The 16,216-nt window shown below is 71.2% G+C and carries 16 protein-coding genes; 11 read left to right on the top strand and 5 right to left on the bottom strand.

The window, feature by feature from the left end; genetic code table 11:
• The first annotated feature begins 8 nt into the window (after positions 1-8).
• The 8 genes from VGN18_RS21050 (at position 9) to VGN18_RS02275 (ending at position 8,400) form a co-directional block, all read left to right on the top strand.
• Positions 9-407, top strand: a complete 399-nt coding sequence (locus tag VGN18_RS21050) for a YlxR family protein (protein ID WP_349259808.1) — start codon at positions 9-11, stop codon at positions 405-407.
• 165 nt (positions 408-572) lie between these two features.
• Positions 573-3,389 (top strand): translation initiation factor IF-2, encoded by a 2,817-nt coding sequence (gene infB / locus VGN18_RS02245; protein WP_327538000.1) that lies wholly within the window; start codon positions 573-575, stop codon positions 3,387-3,389.
• A gap of 121 nt (positions 3,390-3,510) precedes the next feature.
• The gene (locus VGN18_RS02250; protein WP_349259809.1) at positions 3,511-3,810 is read left to right on the top strand and encodes a DUF503 domain-containing protein; all 300 of its coding nucleotides are present in this window, start codon (positions 3,511-3,513) and stop codon (positions 3,808-3,810) included.
• Positions 3,811-3,828: 18 nt separating this feature from the next.
• Positions 3,829-4,278 (top strand): 30S ribosome-binding factor RbfA, encoded by a 450-nt coding sequence (gene rbfA / locus VGN18_RS02255; protein ID WP_327538002.1) that lies wholly within the window; start codon positions 3,829-3,831, stop codon positions 4,276-4,278.
• Positions 4,275-5,174 (top strand): hypothetical protein, encoded by a 900-nt coding sequence (locus tag VGN18_RS02260; RefSeq protein WP_327538003.1) that lies wholly within the window; start codon positions 4,275-4,277, stop codon positions 5,172-5,174. The genes rbfA and VGN18_RS02260 overlap by 4 nt, the downstream gene beginning before the upstream one ends.
• Positions 5,171-6,472: an MATE family efflux transporter gene (locus VGN18_RS02265; protein ID WP_327538004.1), complete on the top strand. Its 1,302-nt coding sequence runs from the start codon at positions 5,171-5,173 to the stop codon at positions 6,470-6,472. The genes VGN18_RS02260 and VGN18_RS02265 overlap by 4 nt, the downstream gene beginning before the upstream one ends.
• 10 nt (positions 6,473-6,482) lie before the next feature.
• On the top strand, positions 6,483-7,403 hold the full coding sequence (gene truB / locus VGN18_RS02270; protein WP_327538005.1) for a tRNA pseudouridine(55) synthase TruB: 921 nt from the start codon (positions 6,483-6,485) through the stop codon (positions 7,401-7,403).
• Positions 7,404-7,446: 43 nt separating this feature from the next.
• A complete protein-coding gene (locus VGN18_RS02275; RefSeq protein WP_327538006.1) occupies positions 7,447-8,400 on the top strand; it encodes a bifunctional riboflavin kinase/FAD synthetase in 954 nt (317 codons plus the stop codon).
• Here VGN18_RS02275 and VGN18_RS02280 read toward each other — a convergent pair.
• Positions 8,397-8,831, bottom strand: coding sequence for an SRPBCC family protein (locus VGN18_RS02280; RefSeq protein WP_327538007.1), 435 nt, complete (start codon positions 8,829-8,831; stop codon positions 8,397-8,399). The two genes, VGN18_RS02275 and VGN18_RS02280, sit on opposite strands and share 4 nt — an antisense overlap.
• 182 nt (positions 8,832-9,013) lie before the next feature.
• Between VGN18_RS02280 and rpsO the strand changes: the two genes are divergently transcribed.
• On the top strand, positions 9,014-9,283 hold the full coding sequence (rpsO, locus tag VGN18_RS02285) for a 30S ribosomal protein S15 (protein WP_327538008.1): 270 nt from the start codon (positions 9,014-9,016) through the stop codon (positions 9,281-9,283).
• A 267-nt stretch (positions 9,284-9,550) separates the two neighbouring features.
• Complete coding sequence (locus VGN18_RS02290) at positions 9,551-11,791, top strand: polyribonucleotide nucleotidyltransferase (protein WP_327538009.1); 2,241 nt, start codon at positions 9,551-9,553, stop codon at positions 11,789-11,791.
• A 61-nt stretch (positions 11,792-11,852) separates the two neighbouring features.
• Here VGN18_RS02290 and VGN18_RS02295 read toward each other — a convergent pair whose 3' ends face one another.
• The 3 genes from VGN18_RS02295 to VGN18_RS02305 form a co-directional block, all read right to left on the bottom strand.
• Complete coding sequence (locus VGN18_RS02295; protein ID WP_327538010.1) at positions 11,853-12,350, bottom strand: SRPBCC domain-containing protein; 498 nt, start codon at positions 12,348-12,350, stop codon at positions 11,853-11,855.
• A complete protein-coding gene (locus VGN18_RS02300; protein WP_327538011.1) occupies positions 12,347-12,679 on the bottom strand; it encodes a metalloregulator ArsR/SmtB family transcription factor in 333 nt (110 codons plus the stop codon). Before VGN18_RS02300 ends, VGN18_RS02295 begins: the two co-directional genes overlap by 4 nt.
• A gap of 93 nt (positions 12,680-12,772) precedes the next feature.
• Entirely contained in the window at positions 12,773-13,714 is a 942-nt protein-coding gene (locus VGN18_RS02305; protein WP_327538012.1) for a LysR family transcriptional regulator, read from the bottom strand.
• 105 nt (positions 13,715-13,819) lie between these two features.
• On the opposite strand from VGN18_RS02305, the gene VGN18_RS02310 reads away from it, so the two are divergent.
• Entirely contained in the window at positions 13,820-14,851 is a 1,032-nt protein-coding gene (locus VGN18_RS02310) for a hypothetical protein (protein WP_327538013.1), read from the top strand.
• Between the two features lie 983 nt (positions 14,852-15,834).
• Here the strand turns inward: VGN18_RS02310 and VGN18_RS02315 are convergent.
• Positions 15,835-16,212 carry a hypothetical protein gene (locus tag VGN18_RS02315; protein ID WP_327538014.1) on the bottom strand — a complete coding sequence of 126 codons (378 nt, stop codon included), beginning with the start codon at positions 16,210-16,212 and terminating at the stop codon, positions 15,835-15,837.
• Positions 16,213-16,216: the final 4 nt, after the last annotated feature.

Raw genomic sequence — 16,216 nt, forward strand, 5'->3', positions numbered from 1 at the left:
AGTCCACTGTGGCCGTCGGCGCGTCGACGGCATCCGAAACATCACGATCCGGGCCCCAAAGCCCGATTCGCACGTGCGTCGGGTGTCGCCAGCGGGCTTCGGCTGTCGATCTGCTCCGCGTCGTCGTGGCGCCGGACGCGATCGGCAAGGCAGCGCATCAAGCCCCCGCGCGCAGTACCTCTGGGGCCCGGAGTTCGAGCGAACCGCTCGGCGGCGGGCCCGTTGCCTTGCCTGTCGTGCCCGACCCGCGTCGCCGGATCCCGGGTCGGGGTGCCTGGGTGCACGCCGATCCCGGGTGCGTCGAACTCGCGCAGCGTCGTCGGGCCTTCGGGCGGGCACTCAGGGTGCCCGGTCCCGTCGATCCGAGCGGGGTGCTCGAGTACGTCGCAGCACGGGGCACAGGCTGATCACGGCAAGATCGAGAAGAATGCAGTTCCACCGAAAGACAGCACCAGCGGAACCCCGCAGGAGATGAAGAGCTATGGGCACTCGATGAAGCGCCAGCGATGAGTAGGTCCACCCCCTAAACGGGTCGAGCGGTTTGCCCGCACGGCCCCCTCAGAAGGAGTCACGTGCCAGGCAAGATCCGCGTATCCGCGCTCGCGAAAGAGCTCGGAATCCCCAGCAAGGAAGCCGTCGAGAAGCTCAACGAGCTCGGCGAGTATGTGAAGACCGCCTCCTCGACCGTCGAGGCCCCGGCCGCGCGCAAGCTGCGCGAGGCCTACCCCAACGCCGCGCCGGCGACCCCGGCGAAGAAGGCTCCGGCCAAGAAGGCTGCCGCGGCGCCCGCTGCGGCTGCCCCCGCGGCGCCGGTCGTCGAGACGCCCACCCCGGCGCCGTCGGCCCAGCCCACCCAGCCGACCGAGCCGCCTGCGGCTCCCGCTCCGGCGGCTCCGGCGGCACTTCCCGAGCCGGCTGCGGCCGCTCCCGAGCGTCCGGCTGCGGCCGCCGCCTCGGCGGCACCTCCGGCCGCGCCGGGTGTCCCCGCGGCTCCGCGCCCGGCCGGTCCGGCCGGTTCGGCCGGCCCGCGCCCGGGTCCGCGCGTCGGCAACAACCCCTTCGGTGTCGGCGGCGGCACGCCGCCCGCCCGGCCGGCCGCGCCGCGTCCGGCCGATCGGGGCCAGCCCGGCAGCATGCCGCCTCGTCCCGGCGGCCCGCGTCCCAACCCCGGCATGATGCCGCCACGGCCGAACCCGGGCATGATGCCCGCGCGCCCCGGCGGCATGCGTGGTGGTCCGGGCGCCGGTGGTCCGGGTGCGCGTCCCGGCGGTCCCGGTGCGCGTCCCGGTGGTCCGGGCGGACGTCCCGGTGGCGGCGGCGGTTTCCGCGGCGGTCCCGGTGGCGGCCCCGGCGGTCCCGGTGGCGGTCCCGGTGGTCCGGGCGGCGGCGGCCCCTACCGCGGCGGCCCCGGTGGTCGTCCGGGTGGCGGTGGCCGTGGTGGTCGTGGTGCCAGCACCGCGGGTGCGTTCGGTCGCAAGGGCGGCGGTCCGGCCCGTGGGCGCAAGAGCAAGAAGCAGCGGCGTCAAGAGTTCGACAACATGTCGGCTCCCTCGCTCGGCGGCGTGCAGGTTCCCCGGGGCAACGGCTCCGTGCTGCGCCTGCCCCGCGGCGCGTCGCTCGCCGACTTCGCCGAGAAGATCGACGCCAACCCGGCGGCGCTCGTCACCGTCCTGTTCCACCTGGGCGAGATGGTCACCGCCACGCAGTCGGTCAACGAGGAGACACTGCAGCTCCTCGGCGCCGAGCTGAACTACCAGATCCAGGTCGTCAGCCCGGAGGACGAGGACCGCGAGCTGCTCGACTCGTTCGACCTGACCTTCGGTGAGGACGAGGGCGAGGACGAGGAGCTGACCGCTCGCCCGCCGGTCGTCACCGTCATGGGTCACGTCGACCACGGAAAGACGCGCCTGCTCGACGCCATCCGCAAGACCAACGTCATGAAGGACGAGGCCGGCGGCATCACCCAGCACATCGGTGCCTACCAGGTCCACGTCGAGCACGAGGGCCAGGACCGTCCGATCACCTTCATCGACACCCCGGGTCACGAGGCGTTCACCGCCATGCGTGCGCGCGGTGCCGCCACCACGGACATCGTGGTGCTGGTGGTCGCGGCCGACGACGGTGTCATGCCGCAGACGATCGAGGCGCTCAACCATGCCCAGGCGGCCGGTGCACCGATCGTGGTCGCGGTGAACAAGATCGACAAGGAGGACGCCAACCCGTCCAAGGTGCGCCAGCAGCTCACCGAATACGGGCTGGTCGCCGAGGAGTACGGCGGCGACACGCTCTTCGTCGACGTCTCGGCCCGGTCGAACCTGCACATCGACGACCTGCTCGAGGGCATCCTGCTCACCGCCGACGCGGCGCTGGACCTGCGGGCCAACGCCGAGCAGGACGCGCAGGGCATCGTCATCGAGGCCCGGCTCGACCGCGGTCGCGGTCCGGTCGCCACGCTGCTCGTGCAGCGCGGCACGCTGCGGGTCGGTGACTCGGTCGTGGCCAGCGACGCCTACGGGCGCGTCCGCGCCATGCTCGACGAGAACGGCGACACCGTCGACATCGCCGGCCCGTCGCGCCCGGTCCAGGTGCTGGGTCTGCAGTCCGTGCCCAGCGCCGGTGACTCCTTCCTCGTCGTCGAGGAGGACCGCATCGCCCGCCAGATCGCCGAGCGGCGCGAGGCGCGCGAGCGCAACGCGCAGCTGGCGTCGTCGCGGCGTCGGGTCTCGCTCGACGACCTCGACAAGGCGCTCGCGGCCGGTGAGGTCGACCAGCTCAACCTCATCATCAAGGGCGACGTGTCCGGCTCGGTCGAGGCGCTCGAGGACGCGCTGCTCAACATCGACATGGGCGACGACAAGGACGAGGTCTCGCTGCGCGTCATCGGCCGCGGCGTCGGTGCGATCACCGAGAACGACATCAACCTGGCCGTCGCGTCCGACGCCGTGGTCATCGGGTTCAACGTCCGACCGGAAGGCAAGGCCCGCGAGGCCGCCGACCGCGAGGGCGTCGACGTCCGGTACTACTCGGTGATCTACCAGGCCATCGAGGAGATCGAGGCTGCACTCAAGGGCATGCTCAAGCCCGAGTACGAAGAGGTGCAGCTCGGTACCGCCGAGGTTCGCGAGGTCTTCCGCGTGCCGCGCATCGGCAACATCGCCGGTTCGCTGGTCCGCACCGGGATCATCCGCCGCAACACCAAGGCGCGTCTCGTGCGCGACGGCACGGTCGTGGCGGACAACCTCACGGTCGAGTCGCTGCGTCGCTTCAAGGACGACGCGACCGAGGTCCGTGACGGGTACGAGTGCGGTATCGGGCTCGGCTCGTTCAACGACATCAAGATCGACGATGTCATCGAGACCTTCGAGATGCGGGAGAAGCCGCGCGGCTGAGTCCGGCTGCGCCGCGGGGAGGTCGATTCATCGTTGGGCTTCGCCCTTCTACGGTCTCGAATCGACCTCCCCACGGCTCCGCCTCCGCCGTCGCTGCCGTGGATGAGACGGGGTTCCCGCGTTGGTTGTCGGGGTGCTTGTCGCGGATCTGCTTCTCGGCGATGTCCATTCGCTGAAGGAGAAGCGCGCCGTCGTCCGGCCGATCGTGGCCGAGCTGCGGCGGCGCTTCGAGGTGTCGGCCGCCGAAACCGGCGACCAGGATGTGTACCGGCGGTCCGAGCTGGCGGTGTCGGTCGTGGCCGGCGACCACGCCCATGTCGTCGAGCGGCTCGACGCCTGTGAACGACTGATCGCGGGGCGACCCGAGATCGAGGTGCTGTCGACGCGCACCCGCGTGCTCGACGACGAGGATCTGAGTTAGACGAACTGAGGAGCAGTGATGGCTGACGCCGCCCGGGCCCGACGGCTCTCCGGTCGCATCAAGCAGATCGTGGCCACCACCATCGAGATGCAGATCAAGGATCCGCGACTCGGCATGGTCACCATCACCGACGTGCGCGTCACCGGCGACCTGCACGACGCGACGGTCTTCTACACCGTGCTCGGCGACGACGAGGAGCGTGCCGCCTCGGCCGCCGCGCTCGAGTCGGCGCGCGGCGTGCTGCGCAGCGAGGTCGGCCGCCAGACCGGCGTGCGGTTCACGCCGTCGCTCACCTTCGTGCCCGACGCGCTGCCCGACAACGCGCGGGCGCTCGAGGACCTCCTGGCCCGGGCCGCCGCCGAGGACGCCAAGGTCGAAGCGGTGCGACGCGGGGCGAAGCCGGCCGGCGAGGCCGATCCCTACCGCAAGCCCCGCGTCGTCGAGGACGACGACGACCCGGAGTCGTGACCGACCCGCAGCCGAGTGACAGCCGGCTCGCCCGCCGCCGGGCGGAGCGCCGGGCCGAACGCCGTGCCCGGCGCCGATTCGTGCGGGTCGCGCTGTTCGGCGTCACCGTCGTCGGACTGGTGACGGCCCTGGTGCTGCTGTTGGTCGACGGCACCGGCACGGGCGCCGCGCCGGCCGGGGGCACCGCCCAACCCGCCGGCAGCACGACCGACGCCGAACTCGGCGACGCCGATCTGGCCAACGCCTACATCGCCGCGGCGACCTCCGACCTCACCGCGGTGACGTCCTACGACTACCGCCACCTCGACGACGCACTGAGCGCCGGGCTCGGCGTCACGACCGGCGACTACCGCCGCGCGTACCAGGCCGCGCTCACCGGCGATCTCGCCGCCACCGCCCGGCGCAACCACACCGTGCAGAACTTCGACCTGCTGAGGGCCGGCATCGGGTACCTGGCCGCCGACGGGTCCAGCGGCGTGGTGCTCGCCTTCGGCACCGAGACCGTGATCGAGGACGACCGCACGACGACGTCTCCGCTCACCCTCACCGCCACCCTCGAGCGGCAGGGCAGCACGTTCCTGATCAGCAAGCTCGAGGTCGGCACGAACCCGGGCCTCCCGCCCGGTACCCAGGCGATGCTCACCGCCGCCGAGGCCGGCCGCGAGCGGGTCCTCGCCCAGCTCGCCGCCGAACCCGGGGTGCAGGCCTCGGTCTCGGCCATCGCCGTCGAGCGGGCCGGCGGGGACACCGTCGTGCTGCTCGTCGCCGGCACCGGATCCAAGCCCGACTCGAGCGGGAAGCCTTTGGTGGTGATCGACGGGCGCTACGAGGTCACCGTGGTTCGGACGAATGGTCGCTGGACCGCGACCGACGTGGCCCCGGTCGGTTCGGCTTGACCGCGGCACCGCCGACCCGGCGGCTGCTCGCCCTCGCGGCGTCGGCGTTCGTGGTGCTGGCGGCGGAGCCGCTCTACCTGCTCGTCGACACCGCCGTCGTCGGCCACCTCGGTCCGCGCCCGCTCGCCGGCCTCGGCATCGGCGCGGCGCTGATGGGACTGCTCACCATCGTCGGCACCTTCGTCGAGTACGGCACGACCTCGCGGGCAGCCCGCTGGTTCGGGGCCGGACGCACCGATGCCGCGCTCAACGAGGGGGTGCAGGCGTCGTGGCTGGCGGCCGGCATCGGGCTCGCGGTGGTGGTGTTGGGCGAGGTGTTCGCGCACCCGCTGACCAGCCTGCTCGCCGGCGGCGCCGGCCCCACCCAGCGGGCAGCCGAGGGCTGGTTCCGCATCGCCGTCATCGGCATGCCCGGGGTCCTGCTCGTGCTGGCCGGCAACGGCTGGATGCGCGGCGTGCAGCGCACCCGCGAGCCGGTCCGGATCGTGGTGGCGGCCAACGCGCTCTCGGCGGTCGCGTCGCCCCTGCTCGTCTATCCCGTCGGGCTCGGCCTGGACGGCTCGGCGATCGCCAACGTCGCCGCCCAGGCAGTCGGCGCCGTGCTGTTCGTCCGTGCCCTGCACGGCACCGGCGTCGGTCTGCGCCCGGAGCGCGCGATCATGCGGGCCCAGGCGCTCGTGGCCCGCGATCTGATCGTCCGCTCGGCCGCGTTCCAGGTCGCGTTCATCACCGCGGCGGGCGTCGCCTCCCGGATGGGCACGGCGCAGATCGGCGCCCACCAGATCGGGTTGCAGCTGTGGGAGTTCACCGCGTTGCTGCTCGACTCGTTCGCCATCGCCGCACAGTCCCTCGTGGGCGCCGCGCTCGGGGCGTCGGACGCCGACAGCGCCCGCTCGATGGCCTGGCAGGTGTCGCGCTGGGGCCTTTACGCCGGCCTCGGGTTCGCGCTGCTGCTCGCGGCCGGCTGGTTCGCGGTGCCGCGCCTGTTCACGTCGTCGCCCGCGGTCGTCGCGCAGGCCCACGTGCTGTGGCCCTGGTTCATCGCGATGATGCCGGCGGCCGGGGTCGTGTTCGCGCTGGACGGCGTGCTGATCGGTGCCGGTGACGTCGGCTTCCTGCGCACCATCACCGTGATCGCCGCGGTGTTCGCCTTCGCCCCGCTGAACCTGGCCGCGCTGCACTGGCACTGGGGCCTCGGGGGAGTGTGGGCCGGGCTCACCGCGTTCATCGGCGTGCGTCTCGTCGGCATGGTGCTGCGCGCCCGCGGCACCGCGTGGGCCGTCACCGGCACCACCTAAGGTGGCCCGCGTGCCGAAACCCGAGCGCGTCCGCGACCCCCGCCCCCCGGCTCGCGACGGTCTGGTGATCGTCGACAAACCGCAGGGGTGGACGTCGCACGACGTCGTCGGCCGCATGCGCCGTCTCGCCCGCACCCGCAAGGTCGGCCACGCCGGCACGCTCGACCCGATGGCCACCGGCGTCCTCGTCCTCGGCGTCGGCGCCGCGACCCGGCTGCTGCACCACCTCGTCCTGGCCGACAAGGCCTACACCGCCACGATCCGGCTCGGGCAGGCGACGGTCAGCGACGACGCCGAGGGCGAGATCATCAGCACGACCTCGGCGGCCGACGTGGTGGAGGCCGCGGTCCGGGCGGCGGTCGTGCCGCTCACCGGTGACATCGCGCAGGTGCCGAGTGCGGTGTCGGCGATCAAGGTCGACGGGCAGCGCTCGTACAACCGGGTCCGCGACGGCGAGGTGGTAGAGCTGGCCGCCCGGCCGGTCACGGTGAGCCGGTTCGAGGTGCTGGCGCTGCGCCGGCCGACCCCCGAGCTGCTCGACGTCGACGTCGTCGTCGAGTGCACGTCCGGCACGTACGTGCGCGCCCTGGCCCGCGACCTCGGCCGCGCCCTCGGCGTGGGCGGCCACCTGACCGCGCTGCGCCGCAGCCGGGTCGGTCCGTTCACGCTCGAGCAGGCCCGTTCCCTCGACGCGCTCGCCGCCCTGGACGATCCGGTCGGGCTGCCCCTCGCCGACGCGATCCGGGCCGCGATGCCGGTGCGCGAACTCGACCCGGACGAGGCCCGCGAACTCTCCTTCGGACGCGCGCTGACCCCGCTGGGCATCGCCGGCGTGCACGGCGCGGTGGGCGCCGACGGGACCGCCGTCGCCCTGCTGCAGGAGAGCGACGGGCGGTCCCGCCCGGTGCTCGTGTTCACCCCCGCCGGCTGACCGCATCCGCGCGCGGCGAGGGTCGCGACTAGGCTCGGCGATCGTGCAACGCTGGCATGGTCTCGAGGCGATCCCCACCGGGTGGGGCCACTGCGTCGTCACGATCGGCGTGTTCGACGGCATCCACCGCGGTCACGCCGCGATCATCGGCGACGCCGTGCAGATGGCGTCCGAACGGGGCGTGCCGAGCGCCCTGATCACGTTCGTACCTCATCCGTCCGAGGTCGTGCGGCCCGGCTCCCACCCGCCCGTGCTCACCAGCATCGTCCGGCGGGCCGAGCTGGCCGAAGAACTCGGGATCGACGTCTTCCTCGCGCTGCCGTTCACGCTCGAGTTCTCCCGCATGGCCCCGGACGAGTTCGTCCACCACGCGCTCGTCGACCGCCTGCACGCCTCGGCCGTGGTGGTGGGCGATAACTTCCGCTTCGGGCACAAGGCGGCCGGCGACGTCGCTCTGCTGGGCCGCCTCGGGCGCACGTTCGGGTTCAGCGCCCACGGGGTGCCGCTGGTGCACGAGGGCGAGACCCCGCTGAGCGCCACCTACATCCGTTCGTGCGTCACGGCCGGCGACATGACCACCGCGGCGGCCGTGCTGGGCCGCCCCCACCGCATCGACGGCGTCGTCGAGCGCGGCGACCAGCGCGGGCGCGAGCTCGGCTACCCGACGGCCAACCTGCGCACCGACGACTGGGTGGCCGTCCCGGCCGACGGCGTCTACGCCGGGCGCGTCGTGCGGCTCGACGAGTGGGGCCGCACCGCCGCCGGGCCGCCGCTCGGCGTCGCGGCGATCTCCGTCGGCACGAACCCGACGTTCGAGGTGCGCCAGCGCCGGGTCGAGGCGTTCGTTCTCGACTGGTCGGGCGACCTGTACGGCGCGAACATCGGCATCGAGTTCGTGCAGCGCCTGCGCGGCATGGAGAAGTTCGACAGCGTCGAGGCTCTGGTGCGCCAGATGGACCTCGACGTGGAGCAGACGCGAGCGGTCGTGCCGGCCTAGCCGTCGAGCAGTTTGCGCAGCACCCGGCCGAACAGCAGCCGGCCCGAGGCGGCCGACGCGCGCTCGGCGAACTTCGGCAGCTTGGCCGGGCTCGCCTCCTCCCGCCAGGTCGCGCGCGACCCGGCGCCGTGCGCCTGGACCGACAGCTCGGCCCACCCCCGGATGGCCCGGCCGCGCTTCTCCAGCCGGCACCGCCCCGGCTGCCCGTCGGCGGGGGCGGTCCACTCGACGATCTCCATGATGTCGTCGAAACCGTACTTCCCGACGGCGGTTCGGGCCGTGAAGCGGGTGCCGACGCCGTTCGGCGGGGGAGTCGTGACCTCGATGCGGGTGAGCGGGACGAAGCGGGCGTGGGTGGGCCAGTCGGTGATGCGGGCCCAGGCCTGCTCGGGTGACAGCAACGTGTCGTGGGTGACGACGAAGGGGGCCATGAGCCGAAGTCTAGGTAGGCCGGGGCCCGTGCGGTCGGGGTTGCGGTGTGGCCCTGGTAACCTGGGAGCTAGGTACGTGCTCACGAGCGCGTCCACATGCACCACCACGCGCAGCGCGCGTCCAACTTTCACCGTGACCCAGACCGGTGGAGCGCGCCTGCACCGACACGAAGGAGTCGTCTGTGCCACTCGCTCAGGACGTCAAGCAGCAGATCATCGCCGAGTACGGCTCCGCCGAGGGCGACACCGGGTCGGCCGAGGTGCAGGTGGCGCTCCTGACGCGTCGCATCAGCGATCTCACCGAGCACCTGAAGGCGCACAAGCACGACCACCACAGCCGCCGCGGGCTGCTGCTGCTGGTCGGCCAGCGCCGTCGCCTGCTGAACTACCTGGCCAAGACGGACATCAACCGTTACCGCTCGATCATCGAGCGTCTCGGCCTGCGCCGATAGCTCGACCGTGGGGAGTGACTCGCTCGAGTCACTCCCCGACCTGTTTTCGGCGGCACACCGCCGCCACAACCGAATATCCATAGCCGGACGCACACACGCGCGTCCTTGCGACTACTGACCTGGCCGAGAGGCCGGTCCTCGGTAGTGGCGGCCGGAGCGCAATCGCGACAACCCGTCCGCTTCGATCGAAGACCGGCAACCCGTCAAGAGGTGGACAGCTCGTACGTCGCATGTGCGCATAGCCGGCATGTACGAGAGGGGTACTCCGTGACGGAGACCACCACCGACGCCGAGAGTGGCGTCTACGAGTCCGAAGCAGTCATCGACAACGGCAGCTTCGGCACGCGCACCATCCGGTTCGAGACCGGCCGTCTCGCCAAGCAGGCCGCCGGCTCCGTCGCCGCCTACCTGGACGAGGACACCATGCTCCTGTCGGCCACCACGGCCGGCAAGAAGCCCCGCGAGGGCTTCGACTTCTTCCCGCTGACGGTCGACGTCGAGGAGCGCATGTACGCCGCGGGTCGCATCCCCGGCTCCTTCTTCCGCCGCGAGGGCCGCCCGTCCGAGGACGCGATCCTCACCTGCCGGCTGATCGACCGCCCGCTGCGCCCGACCTTCATCAAGGGTCTGCGCAACGAGGTCCAGGTCGTCATCACGGTCATGGCGCTCAACCCCGACCACGCCTACGACGTCGTGGCCATCAACGCCGCGTCCGCGTCGACGCAGATCTCCGGCCTGCCGTTCAACGGCCCGGTCGGCGCCACCCGCGTCGCCCTCGTCGACGGCCAGTGGGTCGGTTTCCCGACACACACCGAGCTCGAGCGTGCGACGTTCGACATGGTGGTCGCGGGCCGTGCGCTCGAGTCGGGCGACGTCGCGATCATGATGGTCGAGGCCGAGGCCACCGAGGGCGTCATCGCGCTCATCGAGGGCGGTGCGACGCGTCCGACCGAGGAGGTCGTCGCCGAGGGCCTCGAGGCCGCGAAGCCGTTCATCGCCGAGCTGTGCCGCGCGCAGTCCGAGCTCGCCAAGTCGGCCGCCAAGCCGACCGTCGAGTTCCCGGTCTTCCTTGACTACCAGGACGACGTCTACGCCGCCGTCGAGGCCGCCATCTCCGCCCCCCTGGCCGAGGCGCTCACCATCGCCGACAAGCAGGAGCGCGAGACGAAGCTCGACGAGCTCAAGGAGCAGGCGAAGGCAGAGCTGTCCCAACTCGATGCCTTCAGCGGTCGCGAGAACGAGATCAGCCCGGCCTACCGCTCGGTCACCAAGAAGCTCATCCGCCAGCGCATCCTGCGCGACAAGGTGCGCATCGACGGCCGCGGGCTGGCCGACATCCGCACGCTCTCGGCCGAGGTCGAGGTGCTCCCGCGGGTGCACGGTTCGGCGCTGTTCCAGCGCGGCGAGACCCAGATCCTGGGCGTCACCACGCTGAACATGCTGGGTCTCGAGCAGAAGCTCGACACGCTGAGCCCGAACCGCACCAAGCGCTACATGCACAACTACAACTTCCCGCCGTACTCGACCGGTGAGACCGGTCGCGTCGGCTCGCCGAAGCGCCGCGAGATCGGCCACGGCGCGCTCGCCGAGCGGGCGCTCATCCCGGTCCTCCCGGGCCGCGACGAGTTCCCCTACGCGATCCGCCAGGTGTCCGAGGCGCTCAGCTCGAACGGCTCGACCTCGATGGGTTCGGTCTGCGCGTCCACCCTCGCCCTGCTCAACGCCGGTGTGCCGCTGCGCGCGCCGGTCGCCGGCATCGCGATGGGTCTCGTATCCGACACCGTCGACGGCAAGACCGAGTACGTGGCGCTGACCGACATCCTCGGGGCCGAGGACGCCTTCGGCGACATGGACTTCAAGGTCGCCGGCACCAAGGAGTTCGTGACGGCCCTGCAGCTCGACACGAAGCTCGACGGCATCCCGTCCGAGGTGCTGGCCGCGGCGCTCAAGCAGGCCCGCGACGCGCGCCTGCACATCCTCGACGTCATGGCCGAGGCCATCGACGAGCCCGACGAGATGAGCCCGTTCGCGCCGCGCGTCACCGTCGTGAAGATCCCGGTCGACAAGATCGGCGCGGTCATCGGCCCCAAGGGCGCGATGATCAACGCGATCCAGGACGAGACCGGCGCGCAGATCACGATCGAGGACGACGGCACGATCTACGTCGGTGCCGCCGACGGCCCGTCCGCCCAGGCCGCGGTCGACCAGATCAACGCGATCGCCAACCCGCAGATGCCCAAGGTGGGGGAGCGCTTCCTCGGCACGGTCGTCAAGACCGCCGCCTTCGGCGCGTTCGTCTCGTTGCTCCCGGGCAAGGACGGCCTCGTGCACATCTCGAAGCTGGGCCGCGGCAAGCGGGTCGGCAAGGTCGAGGACGTCGTGAACGTCGGCGACAAGATCCAGGTCGAGATCGCCGAGATCGACCCGCGCGGCAAGATCAGCCTGGTGCTGGTCGATGAGCCGGCGACGGCCGACGCCGCGCCGGCCGCGGACGCCGCCGCCGAGTAACACCACAGCTACGACGAGGGGGCCGGGACGCGATGTGCGTCCCGGCCCCCTCGTACGTTCGCTACGCGGTCCCGCGGAGCGCCGTCCCCGTCTCGAGCAGTGACTTCAGGTCGGACAGGACCCAGGCCCAGCCGCCGCCGGCGCCCGACTCCTCGCCCTCGCCCGCGATCATCGCGGCGTTCCCGGGCGCGTGGGTGCAGTCGTGGGTGACGGTCAGGCGGGTGACCCCGCCCTCCTGCGGCTCGATGTCGTAGCTGAGCCGGGTGAAGCCCTCGGCCCTGAGCCCGTCGTCCATCAGCATCCGCCAGGTCTGCACGAGGCGCTTCGGCGGATCGGCCTCGAGGATCTCGCCGTCGATGATCGGGCCCTCGACGCCCATCGCCACCATCGACTCGCTCGGATTGATCACGTACTCGGTGCCCGGCGTCAGGTCGCCGTACTCGGGCAGGCCGCCGTAGCCGTAGCGGTCGGTCCACTCCGGAGCGGTCACCGCGACCCACACCTGCTCGGGCGTCGCCTTGATCCAGACGCGGTACACCTGCGTCGGTGCAGCACTCATGTCGTCTCCTCGGACTCGTCTTCCAGGCTGTGTTTGAGATCGGCGAGTGCGGAGACCCGCCGCTCGGTGAACTTGTCGATCCAGCGGTCGTGGACGAGCCGGATCGGCACCGGGTTGAGGAAGTGCAACTTCTCCCGCCCGGCCTTGCGTGTGGTGACGAGCCCGGCGTCCTCGAGCACCTTGAGGTGCTTCATGACGCCGAAGCGGGTCATCTCCAGGTCCTGCTCCAGCTCGGTGAGCGTGCGGCCGTCGCGCCGGAAGAGCTGGTCGAGGAGGTGGCGTCGCGTCGGGTCGGCCAGCGCCCGGAAGATCGCGTCGTCGTCCTCCACGGCCTGAAGATAGGTGACTAAATAGTCACCTGTCAAGGTGGCCGGGCGCCTGTCAGGTGCTCGGAGGGTGCCGGCTTTCGGCGGCTCAGCGATTCACGTGACGGTCTGCAGCGGGAGTTCGGAGGTGCCGAGCGCGGGTATCAGCTCTGGCGCCAGGTCCAGGAACACGGACCGGCTCGGCGGGGCGTACGCGCCGACCCGGGTGACGATCGCGATGGTGCGCCGAAGGTGCAGGTCGGCCAGCGGGCGAAGCACGACGCCGGGCAGGGTCAGGGGGGCGATCAGGCGCGGGACGACCGCGACACCCACACCCGACCCGACCAGCCCGAGCATGGCGAGATAGTCGTTCGTCTCCGAGGCGACCCGCAACGAGAAGCGTGCGCGCCGGGCGGCATCGGTCATGGCGTCGCGGCAGATGCACTGGTACGGGGCGACGAAGTCGCGCTCGGCCAGGTCGGCGAGCGACACGGACCTGGCCCGAGCCAGGGGATCATCGGCGGGCAGCGCGACGGCCATGTGGTCTTCGGCCAGTACCTGCCAGTGCAGCCCAGGGTCGCGGGCAACGGACAGCATCGGGTAGTCGTAGGCGATCACAGCGTCGAAGTCGCCGCTGTTCAGGCGGGGTAGCGACACCGGTGGATCGGCCTCGCACAGCTGCACGGTGACGTTCGGCAGCTCGGCCCGGAACTGCCCGACCAACCGCGGCACCATGGTGGCGGCCGCACTCGGGAAGGTCGCGATCCGCAGTTCACCACTGTCGATGCCGCCGAGGTCCGACAGCTCACGGCGCGCGCTGTCCAGATGCTGCAGCAGGGTGTCGGCGTGCCTGAGCAGGACCCGCCCGGGTGGGGTGAGTCGCATGCGTCGTGGCGAACGCTCGATCAGGCTCACCCCGGTGTCGTGTTCGAGTTTCGCGATGTGCTGCGACACCGCGGGTTGGCTGATGCGCAGATGTGTCGCTGCGGCCGTGAACGACCCGCGGTTCGCGACCTCGCGGAAGACCCTCAGCCGGGTGGGATCGAGCGTGTCCAACATTCGGCCATCATAAGCGCAAGTTATCGGTACCACACCAGTATCCTTGCTTCTCTAATCCTCCGTCCAGGCCGGTACCGGATCGGCCTCACACCGATGGAGTTCCCGATGACTGACGTCACCACCACCACGACCACCCGCCCCAGCGAGGCCGGAAGCGGCCGGCCGGGCCGCCGCCGCCTCGCGCTGAGCAGTCTCACCGCGGCCGTCGCGACAACCGCAATGGCCTTCGGCGCCCTTGCCGCCCCGGCGGGCGCCGCGCCCGCCCGCACCGGCAGCGCACCGTCCGCCGCGACCATCACCGCCCACGGCCACTCATTTCGCACCCTCGACGACGCCGCCGACCCCACCTTCAACCAGCTGCTCGGCATCAACGACCACGGCGTGATCGTCGGCTACTTCGGCAGCGGCGCGCCCGGCCACCCGAACAAGGGCTACCGCCTCGGCCGCCCGTACGGACAGGGCCAGTACCGCACCGAGAACTTCCCCGGCTCCACCCAGACGCAGGTCGTCGGCATCAACGACGACGGCACCACCGTCGGGTTCTGGGTCGACGCCGTCGGCAACAACTTCGGCTTCGTCGAACGCCACGGCCAGTTCCAGGCGGTCCAGAACCCGCACACGCCGCCGGCGACCAGCGCGACGCCGACCGTCAACCAACTGCTCGGTATCAACGCCCACGGCATCGCCGTCGGCTTCTACGTCGACGCCGCGGGCAACTCCCACGGCTACACCTACGACACCCACACCGGGCGGTTCCACAACGTCCGCGTACCCGGCGCGACCAGCGTGACCGCGACCGGCATCAACGACGAGAACCACATCACCGGCTTCGCCACCATCAACGGCGCCACCGACGGGTTCGTCGTCAGCCACCACCACGCCTACCCGATCGTCATCCGCCAGTCGTCCAACACCCAGGTCCTCGGCATCAACGACCACGACGAGATCGTCGGCTCCTACGTCGATCCCGCCGGCAACACCCACGGCTTCGCGAAGCGCGAACACCACCAAGCGACCACGATCGATGCCCCGAACAGCACCATGATGACCGTGATCAACGGCCTCAACGACCGCGGCACGCTCGTCGGCTTCTACCTCGACCCCGCCGGCAACACCGACGGCCTCGTCGTCCGCTGATCCACACCACACAGCTCAGGTCGGGCAGGACGCCACCCGCGTCCTGCCCGACCTGATCACATGCATGCTGCGTCGTGCGCCACTCGCGCGGTGAGTCGTCCCGATGCTCACTTGGTTTCCACCCGGGACGTCGGGCGTTCGCTGACCGTCGCCGGGGCCGTCTCGTACTTCGTTATCGCAGGCATGTACGTCGTCATGCTGCTGGTCGGTCACTCATCGGGCGACCTGGGCTGCGAATACCCAGCCGGCTCGTCCAACTACGGTGAGGCGGCGTGGCAGTCGTGGCCGCAGGAACCCGATGCAGCTACCCGGCTGAGACGCTCCCGGACGGCACGTCCGTGCGTCCGCACGTGGACTCTCCGTCAAGCCGGCGGCGATCATTGCCGTGGTGCTCATCGCCTCCGCACCTACCGCGCTGATCATCAAGCGTCGTCGCTCCGCACGACCGCCCTATCGACCAGCACCCTCCCGTCCGATCCGCCGACGACGACGCCGCGAAGTTCTGCGCGCCACCGATCGACAGCGCGCAGCAACCGGAGATGCCGATGGGCGGGCGGGGTGGAACCACATTCGTACGGCGACCGGCGACCGCCATCCCGGACCGGACGGACTGGCGCTAGGTGCGCGACCCATCCACGTCAGTGGCTCCGATGAGCGGATGCCGTGCATCCTTGATCATCTCGCTGGGAGCAGGTCCACAGACCTGTTGCGGGCGCGTTGATCAACAAGCGATACGGCTGCCGATCTGGATGGCGACCTCGAACGATGCACTAGGCCGGTGGCCAATTGGTGGACGAATCAGATCGTGGAGAGTTGGACGCTCATGGCGCCTTGAGCTCCACGATCTGGCGGCCCGCGTTCTCGCCGCAAACGAGCGGACATAGCGCCTTCGCGGCCGGTGCGATCACGTCGGTGGCAGATGCGTTCGCCGCGGTGCTGACGGGTCGGCGCGCCCTGGTATGCGGGCCGACGCCGAGGTCGAATCAGAACGGGGCGGGTACGTCGCGGTCGATGAGGGTGGTGTCGATCGGCAATTCGTCAGGCGGCTTGTCGAACCGTCGGCCGGTCGGGCTGGTCCAATGGGTCACGCCGTCGGGGGTGCGGTGGGCCGACCAGCCGGCCCGGCAGCCCGGGAAGCGGCACGTGGTGTCGCGGTCCTTCACGAACCGGGCCATCGCGGTGGGCAGTTCGTGGTTCGGGCTGGTCTCGAGCACCTGCCCGGACGGATCGGTCAACAGCCGTCGCCAGGTGTTGGCCGGATCGTCGGCCAAGCGTCGGGCAACCTCGGCCGGGACCGGGCCGACCGTGTTGATCAGCCGGGCGACGTCCGCGGCCGGCATCAGCGTCCAGAGCTCACCCATGCCC

It is taken from the genome of Jatrophihabitans sp. (genome assembly GCF_036000465.1).
Lineage (GTDB): Bacteria > Actinomycetota > Actinomycetes > Mycobacteriales > Jatrophihabitantaceae > Jatrophihabitans.